The organism is Nocardia sp. NPDC055053, from assembly GCF_053608285.1.
Window position 1 is genome coordinate 25,376 of sequence record NZ_JBSGVD010000020.1, and the last position, 15,090, is coordinate 40,465.

15 protein-coding genes are annotated in these 15,090 nt (G+C 64.3%); 12 read left to right on the forward strand and 3 right to left on the reverse strand.

Annotated elements, in window-relative coordinates:
• Positions 1-45 precede the first annotated feature (45 nt).
• The 3 genes from ACWF82_RS21190 to ACWF82_RS21200 form a co-directional block, all read right to left on the reverse strand.
• Positions 46-252, reverse strand: coding sequence for a hypothetical protein (locus ACWF82_RS21190; protein WP_452503557.1), 207 nt, complete (start codon positions 250-252; stop codon positions 46-48).
• 147 nt (positions 253-399) lie between these two features.
• Positions 400-2,037, reverse strand: a complete 1,638-nt coding sequence (locus ACWF82_RS21195; protein ID WP_452503559.1) for a long-chain fatty acid--CoA ligase — start codon at positions 2,035-2,037, stop codon at positions 400-402.
• Positions 2,038-2,097: 60 nt separating this feature from the next.
• Positions 2,098-2,967: a crotonase/enoyl-CoA hydratase family protein gene (locus tag ACWF82_RS21200; RefSeq protein ID WP_452503561.1), complete on the reverse strand. Its 870-nt coding sequence runs from the start codon at positions 2,965-2,967 to the stop codon at positions 2,098-2,100.
• Positions 2,968-3,382: 415 nt separating this feature from the next.
• Here ACWF82_RS21200 and ACWF82_RS21205 point away from each other — a divergent pair, with 415 nt between their 5' ends.
• The 12 genes from ACWF82_RS21205 (at position 3,383) to ACWF82_RS21260 (ending at position 14,855) form a co-directional block, all read left to right on the forward strand.
• The gene (locus ACWF82_RS21205) at positions 3,383-4,069 is read left to right on the forward strand and encodes a QsdR family transcriptional regulator (RefSeq protein WP_452503563.1); all 687 of its coding nucleotides are present in this window, start codon (positions 3,383-3,385) and stop codon (positions 4,067-4,069) included.
• Positions 4,070-4,072: 3 nt separating this feature from the next.
• On the forward strand, positions 4,073-5,221 hold the full coding sequence (locus ACWF82_RS21210; RefSeq protein WP_452503565.1) for a serine hydrolase domain-containing protein: 1,149 nt from the start codon (positions 4,073-4,075) through the stop codon (positions 5,219-5,221).
• 139 nt (positions 5,222-5,360) lie between these two features.
• A complete protein-coding gene (locus tag ACWF82_RS21215; protein WP_452503567.1) occupies positions 5,361-6,128 on the forward strand; it encodes an MlaE family ABC transporter permease in 768 nt (255 codons plus the stop codon).
• Between the two features lie 60 nt (positions 6,129-6,188).
• Positions 6,189-6,992, forward strand: coding sequence for an MlaE family ABC transporter permease (locus ACWF82_RS21220; protein WP_452503708.1), 804 nt, complete (start codon positions 6,189-6,191; stop codon positions 6,990-6,992).
• Between the two features lie 8 nt (positions 6,993-7,000).
• Positions 7,001-8,173, forward strand: coding sequence for an MCE family protein (locus ACWF82_RS21225; RefSeq protein WP_452503569.1), 1,173 nt, complete (start codon positions 7,001-7,003; stop codon positions 8,171-8,173).
• Positions 8,170-9,183, forward strand: coding sequence for an MCE family protein (locus ACWF82_RS21230; RefSeq protein WP_452503571.1), 1,014 nt, complete (start codon positions 8,170-8,172; stop codon positions 9,181-9,183). The genes ACWF82_RS21225 and ACWF82_RS21230 overlap by 4 nt, the downstream gene beginning before the upstream one ends.
• Complete coding sequence (locus ACWF82_RS21235; protein WP_452503572.1) at positions 9,180-10,202, forward strand: MCE family protein; 1,023 nt, start codon at positions 9,180-9,182, stop codon at positions 10,200-10,202. Before ACWF82_RS21230 ends, ACWF82_RS21235 begins: the two co-directional genes overlap by 4 nt.
• Positions 10,199-11,473 (forward strand): MCE family protein, encoded by a 1,275-nt coding sequence (locus tag ACWF82_RS21240; protein ID WP_452503574.1) that lies wholly within the window; start codon positions 10,199-10,201, stop codon positions 11,471-11,473. Before ACWF82_RS21235 ends, ACWF82_RS21240 begins: the two co-directional genes overlap by 4 nt.
• A gap of 17 nt (positions 11,474-11,490) precedes the next feature.
• A complete protein-coding gene (locus ACWF82_RS21245; protein WP_452503576.1) occupies positions 11,491-12,606 on the forward strand; it encodes an MCE family protein in 1,116 nt (371 codons plus the stop codon).
• The gene (locus ACWF82_RS21250) at positions 12,606-13,817 is read left to right on the forward strand and encodes an MCE family protein (protein WP_452503578.1); all 1,212 of its coding nucleotides are present in this window, start codon (positions 12,606-12,608) and stop codon (positions 13,815-13,817) included. The genes ACWF82_RS21245 and ACWF82_RS21250 overlap by 1 nt, the downstream gene beginning before the upstream one ends.
• Positions 13,818-13,953: 136 nt before the next feature.
• Positions 13,954-14,343 carry a hypothetical protein gene (locus ACWF82_RS21255; protein ID WP_452503580.1) on the forward strand — a complete coding sequence of 130 codons (390 nt, stop codon included), beginning with the start codon at positions 13,954-13,956 and terminating at the stop codon, positions 14,341-14,343.
• Complete coding sequence (locus tag ACWF82_RS21260; protein WP_452503581.1) at positions 14,340-14,855, forward strand: twin-arginine translocation pathway signal; 516 nt, start codon at positions 14,340-14,342, stop codon at positions 14,853-14,855. The genes ACWF82_RS21255 and ACWF82_RS21260 overlap by 4 nt, the downstream gene beginning before the upstream one ends.
• Positions 14,856-15,090 lie beyond the last annotated feature (235 nt).

A 15,090-nucleotide genomic window follows, 5' to 3' on the forward strand; every position in this document is an offset into this window, starting at 1 on the left:
AGGACGCTGTCCTGCACTGAGTTACGGGGCCTGGGATCTCAGTGGTCAGATATCGGTGACCGCGTTGTGTACGCCTTCTACCACGCGGATCATGTCGATGACCGCGATGATCTGCCTGAGGGTTGAGCACGGTAAACCGTCGACGGTTTGTGCGAGGCGGCGCAAGGCGGGATTGCTGATCTGGGCGACGATCTCGGCATCGCTGCGGTCTCGGCGCCGGGCGCCGGTGCGATCACGTCGTGCTCGTGGCATCTGGACTCCAATTCGCGCGCAGTGCTTGTCGAGTTCTCGGTAGATCCCAGTGAGGTCCGCAACCGACGTCAGCCGCAGGGGAGATGGTGCGTCCTCGGAAGCCGAAATCAGCTTCCGAGGACGTTGGGTTGTGGCTGGGAGCCTCGGTCAGGGCAGCGAGGTGACAGTCAGATCACCGTCGGCGTACTGTGCGCGCAGCCGCTTCTTGTCGAACTTGCCGACGCTGGTCTTCGGCACCTCGGCGATGAAGGTCCAGCGCTCCGGCAGCTGCCACTTGGCGAACTTGTCGGCCAGGAAGTCGCGCAGCTCGACGGCCTCGGCGGTGGCGCCCTCGGCCAGCACGAGCGCGACGAGCGGGCGCTCGTCCCATTTCTCGTCCGGCACACCGATCACGGCGGCCTCGGCGACGGCCGGGTGACCCATCACCGCGTTCTCCAGGTCCACCGAGGAGATCCACTCGCCACCGGACTTGATGACATCCTTGGAGCGGTCGACCAGGGTCAGGTAGCCGTCGGTGCTGATCTTGCCGACATCGCCGGTGCGCAGCCAGCCGTCGTCGAACTTGTCCGGATCGATCACAGTGCCGTCGGGGGAGTAGTAGGACGCGGTGATCCACGGTCCGCGAACTTCCAACTCGCCCAGCGAAACCCCGTCGGTGGGCACGACGTTGCCGTCGTCGCCGACCAGCCGCGCTTGCACGCCGGCAGGGAAACGGCCCTGGGTGTAACGGAATTCCCATTCCTGCTCGCCGGTGACACCCGCGGGCGGGTGCGCGACGCTACCGAGCGGTGAGGTCTCGGTCATGCCCCACGCCTGGACGATGCGCAAGCCGTGCTGCTCCTGGAAGGCACGCATCATCGACGGTGGCACCGCCGAACCGCCCACCACGGCAGCGCGAAGGTGCGAGATATCCTGTGGCCGCGCGGCCAGGCCGGCGAGCACGCCGCCCCAGATGGTCGGCACGGCGGCGGCGAAGGTCGGCTTCTGGTCGGCCATCATCTCGAGCAACGGGCCCGGCTGCAGGAAGCGGTCCGGCATGAGCAGATTCGTGCCCGCCATCAGCGCCGCGTAGGGCAGGCCCCAGGCGTTGGCGTGGAACAGCGGCACGATCGCCAGCACGTTGTCGGATCCGGTGCAGCCCATGCCCATCGGCGACGCGACCTGCATGGCATGGAGCCAATTGGAGCGGTGTGAGTAGACGACGCCCTTCGGGTCGCCGGTGGTGCCGGAGGTGTAACACATCGCGGCGGCCGACCGCTCGTCGATCACCGGATAGTCGAACGTGTCAGGGTGTTCGGCGAGCAGTTCGGTGTAGGAGTGCACCCGAACGCCTTCGGGCGCCTGCAGGGCCGAGGAGTCGCCGTTGGCGACGATCACATGGCGCACGGTGGTGAGTTTCGGCAGGTATTGGCCGAACATGGACAGCAGTGAGCCGTCGACGATGACGACCTGGTCCTGGGCGTGGTTGGCGACGTAGACCAGTTGCTCGGGGAACAGGCGGATGTTGAGCGCGTGAAGCACCGCGCCCATGGCGGGGACGGCGATGTAGGCGACCATGTGCTCGTTGTTGTTCCACATGAACGTCGCCACCCGGTCGCCCACACCGATGCCGAGTCCGCGCAGTGCATTCGCCAACCGTGCCGCCTCGGAGCCCATTTCGCGGTAGGTCATGGTCCGAACGCCGCTGCCGGTCCAGGTGGATACGGTGCTGTCGCCCTGGAAGGTGGAGGCATAGTTCAGCAGTGTCGCGAGCGAGAGCGGCTCGTCCTGCATCGTGCTCAACATCGGTGCGGTGTCTCCTCTGGATATGGGTTGCATTTCGTGATCCTCGGTAGGTGGGGTGGGTCAGCCGAACACTTGCGGCAACTGATGGCTGGTTCGGCCGGTGAACTGCGGAGGCCTCTTGCCGAGGAACGCGTCGACGCCTTCTTTGCCGTCGCCGATGCTGGTGTAGAACATCGCCAGCGAATCGACTCGATGCGCGTCGATCGGGTGCGGCTGCGCGCTGTTGCGGTACATCATGTGCCGTGTGAGCGAGGTGGCTACCGGTGAACGGTCGGTGGTGAACTTTCTGGCGAGCGTGTACGCCGCCTCCAACAGGTCCGCAGCCGGTACCACTGTCCGGACGAGCCCGGCCTCGAAAGCAATATCGGCGCTGAGGATTTCGGCGGAATAGGCCCATTCCAGGGCGCGGCTGATTCCGACGATGCGCGGCAGGAACCACGTGCTGCACGCTTCGGGCACGATGCCGAGCTTGCCGAAGACGAACCCGATGCGCGCTTCACTGCTGGCGATTCGGATGTCCATGGGCAAAGTCATCGTGGCCCCGACTCCGATCGCGGCGCCGTTGATGGCGGCGATCACCGGTTTTGTGCACGCGAAGATGGCCAGAGCCACGCGTCCACCCGTGTCGCGCACGCCCTGCTGGATCGACGGATCGGTCAGTCGCTGCTGCATGTCCGCCGGTGTAGGTCGTGCGGTTTCGTCCAGGCCGAACACGTTGCCCTCGACCGACAGATCCATGCCGGCGCAGAACGCGCGTCCGGCGCCGGTCACCACGACTGCGGCGATCGTGTCGTCACGGCTCGCCTGTTCGAAGGCGTGCACGAGTTCGTCGGCCATGGTCACGGTGAACGCGTTGAGATTCTCGGGGCGGTTCAGCGTGATGGTCAAGATCGACTCGTCGACCTGGTAGCACAGTGTCTGATAGTTCACCGGCGGGCCCCGGGCTCGGCCGATCCCGGTGCCTGGTTTTGCCAGGTCGACTGCCGCATGAACCGTGTTCTCACTGTGTCCGTCCTCAAGAATGTGCGGTCGATGATCGGCCGGAATCGAAGTCGTCCGACCGGTCGCGCTTGTCCTTTCGCTCCCGACCGGCGATCGCTATGGGCAAGCGCGGTCCTGCCGGGTGTCTTCTCCAGCAGGACGGGACAAGCTGTAAGTCTGAGCAGCGTCAGCGAGGAGAACTTGCTTCTGCGCGACAACAATTTGACTTTTCCCGACAAATCGGTTCGTTGCCAATGGAGCTCTATCGAGGCGTGCACTTGGTGAACCGCTGCCCCGGCTTCGGCCTTGCAGATTCAGAACATCCCTGCTCGGGGTACTTTTTTGCGCCGACTCGGAGGTCGGATTGCGCCGTCTGGCTGGAGCGGGTTGCCGGCCTGAGCCGACGGCGGTTTGCAACAAAAACTTGATTCGTTGCTACATCTGTGAGTATGTTGCATTCATGAGTGGTACCGGTCACAGCAAGGCTCAAGCCGATCAGGCGGTCTCCGTCGCACGACGCAAGTTCCTCGAGGGCGACCGACTGGATATGCAGAAGCTCGCCACCGAACTCGGGGTCGATCGCACAACGCTGTTCCGCTGGGTCGGCAATCGCGATCATCTGCTCGCCACCGTGCTGTGGTCGCTGGCCGAGCCGACCCATCGCGCGGCGGTGGCAGCGACTACTCGTAGCGGTGCGGCCCGGATCGCTGATGCGACGCACACGTTCGGTCAGGCGCTGATCGACGCACCGTATTTCCGTGCATTCCTGCGTCGGGAACCCGAACGGGCGTTGCGCCTGCTCACGACGAAGGAGAGCCCGGTGTTGACCGAAATCGTCGGTGCCGTCGAGCGTGTGGTGCAGCAAGAACTCGACCGTGGCCACCTCATCCACCCGATGGCGGCACACGATCTGGCCTATCTCATCGCGCGGATCACCGAATCGTTCATCTACGCAGACCTCATCACCGGAGATGACCCGGACGCAGGCAAGGCCGCCATCGCGGTGGCGGCCTTGCTCGGCGACCCCACGTATACACCGAAGGGAACGTAAGTCATGACTGTTAGCGGGCAATGTCGCCCCGAATTCGACGAGCTCCGAACCGAGTTCGAGAAGAACATCGCCGCCGGAGAGGAGCTGGGCGCCTCGATCGTCGTCGATATCGATGGTGATGTCGTGGTCGATCTGTGGGGCGGATTCTGCGACGGTGATCAGACACGGCCCTGGGAAGCCGACACCATCACGAATGTCTGGTCGTCGACGAAGACCGTCACGAGCTTGGCAGTCCTGATGTTGGTGGACCGGCAACAACTCGATGTCCGGGCACCAGTCGCGGAATACTGGCCCGAATTCGGTGCCAACGGCAAGGACCGAATCGAGCTCCGTCATCTGTTGGCGCACACCTCCGGCGTCGCCGGGTGGGAGCCACCGTTCGACATGGATGATCTCTACGACTGGGAGCTGGCGAGTTCGCGCCTGGCAGCCCAGAAGCCCTGGTGGGAGCCGGGCACGGCCTCGGGCTACCACGCCCAGAACTACGGCCAATTGCTCGGCGAAGTCGTTCGCCGAGTCTCCGGGATGACCCTGGCGCAGTTCGTCGCCGACGAAATCGCGGGCCCGCTGGGAGCCGACTTCCACATCGGCGCACGCGAATCGGATTGGCCGCGCATTGCCGATGTGGTTCCCCCGCCGCCACTGCCGATCGACATCACGGCACTGCCCGAGGACAACTTGCTTCGCAAAGCCTTGGGAACCCCGCCGCTGGATGCGGCGGCCGCGAACACCGCCTCGTGGCGCCGCGCCGATCTCGGCGCCTACAACGGCCATGGCAACGCGCGCTCCCTCGCGCGCATCATGTCGGTCATTTCGCGCGGCGGAACCGTCGACGGCGTCACCTTGCTGTCCCCGGCCACGATCGAGCTGATCTTCGAGGAACAGAGCAACGGCCGAGATCTGGTGCTCGGTGTCCCGTTGCGTTTCGGCATCGGCTTCGGCTTGCCCGAACCTCGCACCCTCGCCTACATCCCCGACGAGCGGATCTGCTTCTGGGGAGGTTGGGGCGGATCGATGGTCGTCATGGACGTGGACCGCCGCATGACCGTCACCTACATGATGAACAAGATGGGCCTGGGCATCCTCGGTTCACCGCGGAGCGAGGCATACCTGCGCGCCGTCTACCAGGCGATCCACGCTCGAGCGGTCTAGCGCGCCTCGCCGCGATCAGGCCGGCACGATCGCCACCCCTGGGGCGAATCAACTGTCCGGAGCATCTCCGGTTCATTCACCAGCGGGTTCAAACGTCCACGGCCGCGCCGTGATTCGATTCGACAGCGGGAGTAGAACTATGCGAGCTCTTGTCCAAGGACCACTACGTTCCCTGGGAGAGTTCTTCTTTCTGTCGCTCGACGCGTTCCGTGGCATGGTGACCTGGCCGTTTCAGGGCAGAGAATTCCTCGATCAGTGCTGGTTCATCGTTCGGGTCTCATTGCTGCCCACCCTGTTCGTCGCACTTCCTTTCACGGCGTTGATCAGCTTTACGTTCAACATCCTTGCCGCGGAGTTCGGTGCATCGGACATCGCGGGCGCCGGCGCGACGCTCGGTGCGGTAACCCAGGTGGGTCCGGTTGTCACCGTGCTGGTGGTCGCCGGGGCAGGTGCGACCGCGATCTGCGCCGACCTCGGGTCGCGGACCATCCGGGAGGAAATCGACGCACTCGAGGTGCTCGGCATCGACCCGGTCGTCCGGTTGGTCGCACCACGGGTGCTCGCATCGACCGTGGTCGCGCTGCTGCTCAACGCGCTGGTGTGCGCGATCGGCATCGTGGGAAGTTTCTTCTTCTCGGTGTACTTCCAGAACGTGACACCGGGCGCGTTCGTCGATGGAATTCCGCTGTTGACCAGACTGCCCGAGCTGGTGATCTCCGAGATCAAAGCCGGAATGTTCGGCCTCATCGCCGCGCTTGTCGCGTGCTCACGCGGCCTCACTGTGCGAGGCGGGCCCAAAGGTGTCGGCCAGGCCGTGAACGAGACGGTGGTCTACGCATTCATGGCTTTGTTCTTCGTCAATATCGCCCTCACGGCGATCGGTATCAAGATGACAGCAGGTAGCTGAATGACGCTGGCAGTACCTCGGTTCACCTCGCGACCGGCTCGTTTCCTGTTTCTTCGCGCCATGGCGGTGAAGCGGGCAGTCGACGAGATCGGCAGGCAAGCGGTCTTCTATCGCAAGGCGATCGTCGAAATCCCGATTGCACTGGCCAAATACCGTCGCGAAACGCTGCGGCTGATCGCCGAAGTCGCACTCGGGTCCGGTGCCTTGGCGGTCATCGGCGGCACGATCGTCATCGTCGGATTCCTGACGATGTCGGCTGGGGCTGTCGTTGCCCTGCAGGGCTATACGACGCTGGGTGACGTCGGTGTCGAAGCGTTGACCGGATTCATCGCCGCCTATGTGAACGTGCGGGTAGCGGCCCCGGTCATCGCCGGGGTAGGCCTGGCGGCGACGATCGGTGCCGGGGCGACAGCCCAGATCGGTGCCATGCGCATCTCGGAAGAAATCGATGCCCTCGAAGTAATCGGTGTGCGATCGATTCCGTACCTGGCATCGGCGAGGATCCTCGCCGGCATGGTGGCGATCGTCCCCGTATACGGCGTGGCCGTCATCGCGTCGTTTCTCGCGAGCCGCACGGCAACGGTGCTCGTCTACGGCCAATCGGGCGGTGTGTACGACCACTACTTCTACACCTTCCTCGTGCCCACAGACCTGCTGTGGTCGTTCCTGCAGGCGATATTGATGGGACTGGTTGTGATGCTCATCCACACCTACTTCGGCTACACCGCCAGTGGTGGGCCCGCAGGCGTTGGCGAGGCAGTCGGTCGAGCGGTCCGCGCGTCACTGGCCGCGGTGGTGTTCGTGACGTTGGCTGTGTCGCTGGCGGTGTACGGCACATCCGGCAAATTCAACTTCGCCGGATGATCGGGCTAGTGCGGAAGGGGCCGCGGGAACCCCACGTCACCACGGCAGGAGTTCTGTTCACCGGATGCGTCATCGTGGTCGCTGCGCTCGTCGTCGCCCAGTTCCGGGGTGAGTTCACCGACAGCGTGACCGTCAGTCTGCTGGCGCAGCGGTCCGGGGTGAATCTCGAAGCAGGGGCGAGGGTGAAGCTGCTCGACGTCCAGGTCGGCAGTGTCGGAAGGATCAGGGAAGAAGACAAGTTCGTGTCGATCGAGCTCGATCTCGACCCGGAGCACGCACGGACGATTCCGGTCAACGTCGGCGCCGCGATCGAAAGCACGACCGTTTTCGGTGCGAAGTACGTAGCGCTGCAGATTCCGAAAGATCGGTCGGCCCAGATGATTTCGAGCGGCGATACGATCGACAACCGAGGTGTCACCCCCGAGATCAACACTCTGTTCGAGCGGCTGACCGCCGTCTTGGAATCCGTAGCACCGGAGAACCTCAACGCGGCACTCTCGGCGATCTCCGACGCGTTGCGCGGCCGGGGCAAGCAATTCGGGTACACGATCGATCAGGCCGATGAGTACCTAACTCAGCTACGTCCGAGCTTGGACAATCTGCAACGCGACCTGGCAGCAACGGCCGAGGTCGCCACCATCTACGCCGACGCGGCTCCGAACGTCATCGAGATCCTGCGCTCGCTGTCGACGACCGGAACGACGGTGGTCGACAATGCCGACGGACTCGACAGGTTCTTCTTGGCAGCGATCGGTGTGGGACGAGCCGGCGGCGAACTGCTCGACGCAAACGGCCAAGCCACCGAATCTCTGTTGCGGTCGATCCGCCCGACAGCCGAACTGCTCGACAGGTACGCACCCGGGCTGCCGTGCTTCTTTCAAGGCCTGGACAAGGCGCGGGCAGACATCGAGACCTTCGTCGGCGCTGCGGTGCCGGGAGTCAACATCAGCGCCACGCTTCTGGCAGGTGAAATGCCCTATCGATACCCCCACGATCTGCCCAAAGTCGCTGCCGGCGGTGGTCCGCGGTGTGGCGAACTACCTCACCTCGACATCGCCGAGGGACCGGCGAAATACCTAGTCACCGACACCGGCGTGAATCCGTACCGGCCCACCGATCGGCCGGCGCAGCTCAACGTCCTGGACTTCATGCTCTACGGCATCCCAGGAGCCCCACGATGAAGAACGCACTGAAGTTCGGCAGCTTCGCCCTCACGATGGTCATGGTTCTCGGACTTCTCGTGATGGTGCTCGGCCGAATTCGTCTCGACCACAGGACCGACTATCGCGCCGAATTCGCCGACGTGTCCGGCCTCACCGAGGGCGACGTCGTCCGGATAGCAGGCGTCGACGTGGGACGAGTGGGCGATGTCGAGCTGCGCGGCAGAAACGTCGACGTCGTGTTCGACGTCGCTCGCGACATCCGGGTCACCCGCGACGCGCGCCTGAAAGTTCGCTACGCGAACCTGCTCGGAGACCGATATCTCGAGCTCGTCAACGGCGATCAGGTCGACGACCCGATGCCGGCTGGTGCCACCATTCCGTTCGCGCAAACTGCGCCGGCCCTCGACATTGATTCGCTCCTCGGCGGTTTGGCCCCACTGACCCGCTCGCTGGACCCCGATCAGATCGATCGCTTGACCGGTGAGCTGCTCCGCGTCCTGCAAGGGCAAGGCGGAACTATCACCGGCATCCTGCAGGAGATCGCGGTGCTCACCACCTCCCTCGCCGATCGTGACGCGCTCATCGGGTCGGTCATCACCAACCTGGGTGCGGTACTGGCCACCGTCGGAGAGGACAGCGGCGCGCTATCTCGCGTGATCGACCACCTCCAGCAACTGGTCTCGGCCCTGGCCGAGAAGGGAACTTCGGTCGCGGACGCGCTCGCGGACGTCGAATCGGCATCCACGACGCTGACGGACCTGCTCGTCGCGGACCGTCAACCCCTACGAGACTCCATCGCCCAAGCCAACCGCGCGGCAACACTTCTCGACGACGGCAGCGCACAAGTCGAAGCCGTCCTTACCGCCTTGCCCGATGCCTACCAACGGCTGACCCGGCTGGGCGCCTATGGCAGCTTCTTCAATTTCTACCTCTGCGCAGTGACGTTGAAGATCGACGGCCCCGCAGGCGCCCCGATCGTCACGAAACTCGTGCAACAGAAACAAGGCAGGTGCGTGACACCGCAATGAGGCGATACGAGAACCGAAACACACTGCGAGCCGGTCTCGTCGGCGGAGTACTCGTCCTGGCGACCGTCGCGACCGTCGCGAGCTATGACCGGCTGCCCGTGCTCAACTCCGACAACGAGATCCGCGCGATCTTCGCCGACGCGGGTGGGTTGAAGACAGGCGATCGCGTCGAGTTCGCCGGCGTGAACGTGGGGTCCGTGCGTGACATCACGCTGCGTGGCACCGACGTCGAAGTGACGGTGCGAGTCCGCGCCGATCTCGCCCTCGGAGCCGCTCCCAGCGCGCAGACCCGGACACGAACCGCGCTCGGACGCAAAGCGATCGTGCTCACGCCGAGTGCCGACAGCAAGCAATTCGACCACACCTCGGCGATTCCCCTGGAACGAACGAGATCGCCCTACGACCTGCCCACAGAGCTCGGAAGACTCACCGACAACGTCGCCGGAATCGACACCGAGCAGCTGTCGGAAGCTCTGCACACGACATCCGGTGTGCTCGAGGAAGCCGCGCCAGAACTCGACGATGCGCTCGACGGCGTCGCTCGATTGTCGGCAAGTTTGGCCTCTCGCGACGAGACACTGAGGCAGCTGTTCGCCGACGGATCGAAAGTGACCGGCGTGCTGGCCGAACGCAGCCGACAGATCAACACCCTGGTGATCGACGGCAACCGTATCCTCGCCGAGCTGGACGCCCGACGAGCGGCGATCGCGAAACTGTCGAACGCGTTGTCGGCCGTCGCCCAGCAGATCAGCGGCCTCGTAGACGACAACCGCCACCAACTCGCACCGACACTGGCGCGCCTGAACAGCGTGCTCGACCTGCTCGAGCGGAACAGGAGCTCCATCGATGCCGCGCTGCCCGGCCTCGTCAAGTACATGGGGACTCTCGGCGAGGCGGTCGGTAGCGGCCCGTTCTTCAACGCCTACGTCGGAAACCTGATTCCCGGCCAGTTCATTCAACCGTTCGTCGACGCCGCCCTGGGCGACGGCCGGGTTCCACCTCCGGAGGCGCCGCGATGAAGAAGAACCGAAAGGTATCGGTAGGCAGTACGATCGCCGGCCTTCTCGTCGTGATGGCGGTCATCAGCTACGGGATCGTTCCTCGGCTCAACGACAAGACGATCGTCGCCTACTTCCCCGCGGCAGTTGGACTGTACCCGGGTGATGACGTGCGCATTCTCGGCGTCACGGTCGGTGTCGTGGACAGCATCGAACCTGAAGGCACCCGGGTCGCTGTCCACCTGACCCTGGACCGACGCCGGCGACTGCCTGCCGACGCGCAAGCTGTCGTCGTGTCACCTACACTGGTCACCGCCCGATTCGTACAGCTCACCCCTGCCTATGCCGGCGGGCCGGAACTGCCCGACGGTGGTTCTATCCCCGAAGAACGGACAGCGGTGCCGGTCGAATGGGACAAGATCAAAGAACAGCTCACACGACTGGCGAAACGATTGGGTCCACAGCCCGGAGAGCCCGGAAGCCTGGGCGCCTTCGTCACCGATGCCGCCGACACCATGCGAGGCAACGGAGCCACGTTCAATCAGACACTGGCAGATTTGGCGCAGGCGATCACCACCTTGTCCGACGGACGGAGCGACCTCTTTGCCGCCGTCCGGAACCTGTCGGTGCTCGTAGACGCGCTTGCGCAAAGCCACGCACAGATCGTCGCGTTCGGAGATCGACTAGCAACGGTGTCCGAAGTTGTCGCGACCAGCGAGACCTCCCTGGGTGATGCCATCACAGATCTCGATGCCGCGGTGGCCGACCTGAGTGCCTTCGTCGATGACAACAGGGCAGGAATCGGCGACACCGTCGACAAGCTCGGCGGAGCCACGCAGGCCCTGGTGGACCGGCGACGCGACCTCGAACAGGTCCTTCACTCCGCGCCGACCGTGTTGGCAAACCTCGAGAACATCTACCAACCAGCACAGAACTCTCTGACCGGGGTGTTGGCGATGACGAACTTCGCCAATCCGGTCCAATTCATCTGCTCGGCCATCGCCGCCGCCGGAGAACAAGGCGCCGAGGAAGCAACGAAACTGTGCATCCACTACCTCGGGCCATTGCTGAAAACCCTCTCCTTCAACTACCCCCCGGTCGGTGCGGTAGTCGGGAACTCGGTCGGTGCGCTGCCCGACCAGATCGACTACAGCGACCCCGCCCTCGCCCAGGGGCCGCCCGTACCGAACCACACTCCCGAGCCCATCCAGACGCCCCCACCGGCACCGTCGCTTCCCGGCTTCCCAGGACTCATGCTGCCCACGCTTCCCCTGCCAGGAGGTCCACGATGAGCATCTGCGCACGTCTGGTGGGCCTGCTCGGAACAGCATCCATTCTCGCGGGATGCGGATGGACCGGACTCAACCAACTACCACTGCCCGGCGCCGCCGGAACAGGGGAAGGCTCGTGGTCGCTCGACATCGAGATGCCTGACGTTGCCACCCTCACCGAAAACGCGCGGGTACGCGTCAACGATGTGACAGTCGGGACCGTCCGGTCGATCAGGGTCGAAGGCAAGCATGCACTGGTCACGGTTTCCCTCGAACCGCAAGTCGCATTGCCGGACGGCACAACCGCCAAGATCGGTGCCACGAGCCTGCTCGGCTCTGCCCACCTGGAACTCATCCCGCCCGAAACAAGCTCAGCCACAACCGCTTTACACGACGGTGACCGTATCGCACTCGACCGTGCCGACGCCTATCCCACCACTGAGCAGACCCTGTCGACCCTGTCGTTCCTGCTCACCGGCGGCGGCGTCGGCAAACTCGCCGAGATCAACCGCGAAGTGGGTGACGCATTGTCCGGCAGAGAGGACACCGTCCGCAGCCTGCTCGCCAACGTGCGCGACTTCACCACGCGACTCAACCAGCAACGCGACGATATCGTCGCGGCACTTCAAGGGCTCGACCGCTTCTCGACCATCGTCGCCAACGACCGCGACACACTCGACCACGCACTTGTGACGTTGGACCCGGCGTTGGCGACACTCGATGCCCAGCGCGAGAACCTCATCGGCGCGATCGACGCCATCGGCCGATTCGCGCGATCGGCCGACGCCCTCATCACCGCCAGCCGCGCGGACCTCGATGCCGACCTGCGGGCGCTCGAGCCGGCGCTCCGCGCGCTGGCCGACTCCGGACCATCGCTGACTTCTTCGCTCTCTCTGCTGGCCACCTTGCCCTTCCCGATGAACACCTATCGCAACGCGGTACAAGGCGACTTCGCGAACCTCTTCCTGAACCTGGACCTGACGACGGCCCGGCTCGACCGGGCGTTGCTGACCGGGACACCCGCGATGGGTCAACTCGCCTCGCTCGGCGGCATCATCGGCCAGCTCCCACCCTTCCCACCGACCCCGGGAAACCCACTCATCACCCCACTGAACCTGGGCAACCCCCGGCCAACCGAACAAGGCGGTAACTGATGCTGCTGTCGCGACTCGTCAGATACCAGCTGATCGCCTTCGCCACCATCACCGTCCTGGCCGTCGCGTGGATCGGGATGAAGTACCTGCGCGTCCCAGCGATGCTCGGAATAGGCCGCAACACAGTCGAACTGATCCTCCCCGCAGGCGGCGGGCTGTACGCGAAGTCCAACGTCACCTACCGCGGCATCCAGGTCGGGGTCGTCGACAACTTGCGCGTCGACGCCGACACCGTCGTCGTCACGATGTTCCTCGACGCCGCCATCGACATCCCCAAGACCGACATCGTCGCGGAAGTACACAGCCGATCCGCCATCGGCGAGCAGTACATCGAATTGCTCCCACAAACCGGCTCCGGCCCCTACCTGAACGACGGCGACACCATCGTCGGTGGTCAATTGCCCACACCCACCTCCGAACTCATCGACACGCTCGATTCGGCACTTCACGACGTCCCACGCGATGACCTGCGCGTCCTCATCGACGAGAGCGGGACGGCTTTCCGCAACAGAGGCAACGAGCTTCAGCAGATCCTGGATGGAACCGGCGCCTTCATCGACGAAGGACTGCAGAACATCGGCCCGACACGATCGCTCATCGACGGCGCGGGGCCACTTCTCGCCACCCAAGTCGCCAGCGCGGAATCACTCCGCGCATGGTCGGGATACCTCAGTTCCATCACCCGATCCGTCGCAGAAAGAGACGCCGCGCTGAGTAGCTTGATCGACAACGGTGGGCCGGCAGGGGAGAGCGGTACCGCCCTGTTCGGCGACATCCGAGTGACGCTTCCCCGCGCACTCGGCAACCTCGATTCCCTCGCTGAGGTCTTGCGCATCTACAACATGAGTGTCGAGCAGGTCCTCGTCATCTACCCGGCGGTCGCAGCCGCGATCCAGAGCATTACCGCCGGCTCGGAACCGTCGATGGGCAACCTCGACTTCAACCTCAACATCAACGTGCCCCCGCCGTGCACGACAGGATTCCTTCCTCCCAGCCAACGGCGTTCAGCGGAGGACTCGGAACCGATTCCGCTGCAGACCCCCGCGTTCTGCGCTGTCCCACAGAACGATCCGACCGTCGTCCGCGGCGCGCGAAACCTGCCGTGCATCGAAAACCCCGGCCGACGCGCACCCACGGTCGAGCAATGCAAGGACCCGGGCGGCTACGTCCCGCTCGGCGAGAACACCCCAATCGAGACGGGAGAGAATTGATATGGCCGACCATATAACCGCCCTCACGCGAGCGCTGCGCCGCCTCGACCGGCTCGTCGCGGCGACCCTCGGATTGGCGATCTTCGCTGCGGTTTTCACCGGACTCGCGGCAACAACGCTGCGTGACCATCGCGGTATGGAGCGACAGCGTATCGAGGACGCAGAGATTCTCGACGCCGCCCGCTCGGGGATCCTCGCGATGATCTCGATCCGGGACACCTCGGCCCCAGACGACGTGAAGAACGTCCTCGACCAATCCACCGGCGCGTTCAGAAAGGACTTCGAGGCCCGGTCAGCATCGTTCGTATCCGTTGTCCAGCAAGCAAAAGTAGTCACCACCGGCGAGGTCGTCGCCCAAGGAATCGAATCCCGGGACGCAGGATCAGCAACGGTGCTGGTGTACGCGACATCGTCGGTCACCAACGCAGCCGGCGCCCAGAACGAAACCAGAAGCTGGCGCCTGCGCGTCACGATGACCGACGACCACAACCGCTACAAGATGTCGAAAGTGGAGTTCGTGGCATGAACATCCTCCGGCACGTACCGCCTCCTTCCCGGCGACGAACCGCGCTCATGCTGTGCGCGGTTGCGGCACTCGTGGCCGTATTCGGCTGGGCATACCTGGCATTCGTCATCGCACCACGCGATACCGCCGCGGGGCCGCCCCAACAGCAGGCAGCAGTCGACGCAGCCACTCATGCCACCGTCGCGATCCTCAGCTACGGGTCGGACACCGTCGACACCGACCTCCAACGCGCGAGCGACCTGCTCACCGGCTCATTCGCCGACTACTACAGCTCCTTCACACGCGACGTCGTCATCCCCGCGGCGAAGGAGAAGAAGATCGACACCTCCGCGACCGTCGTCGGGAAAGCGATCACCGAATTCAGCGAAGACCGGGCCGCCGTCTTGGTGTTCCTGAACCAGTCGACGAAAACAGTCGACGTCGCTGAGCCGACAACGACGAGCACGACGGTCCGGATCGAAATGAAGCGCCACGGAACGACGTGGCTGGTAGCGAAATTCGACCCTGCATAGACGGGAGCAACCGATGCACATCGACCTGGTGGACCCGATTCGACAGATCGTGACAGCGATCGCCTACCTGCTGATTCGAGGTCAGTTGCCGGGGTGAGACGACCGTTCACTGTGTGGTGCGGTGAAGCTCTTCGCGACCGCAGCGCAGATTCGAGTCCCTGCACCGAGCCGCGGTCTAGCAACCGAGTCTCGACCCGATCCCGCAAACCTCCATCCGAATACCACCATCCGAACA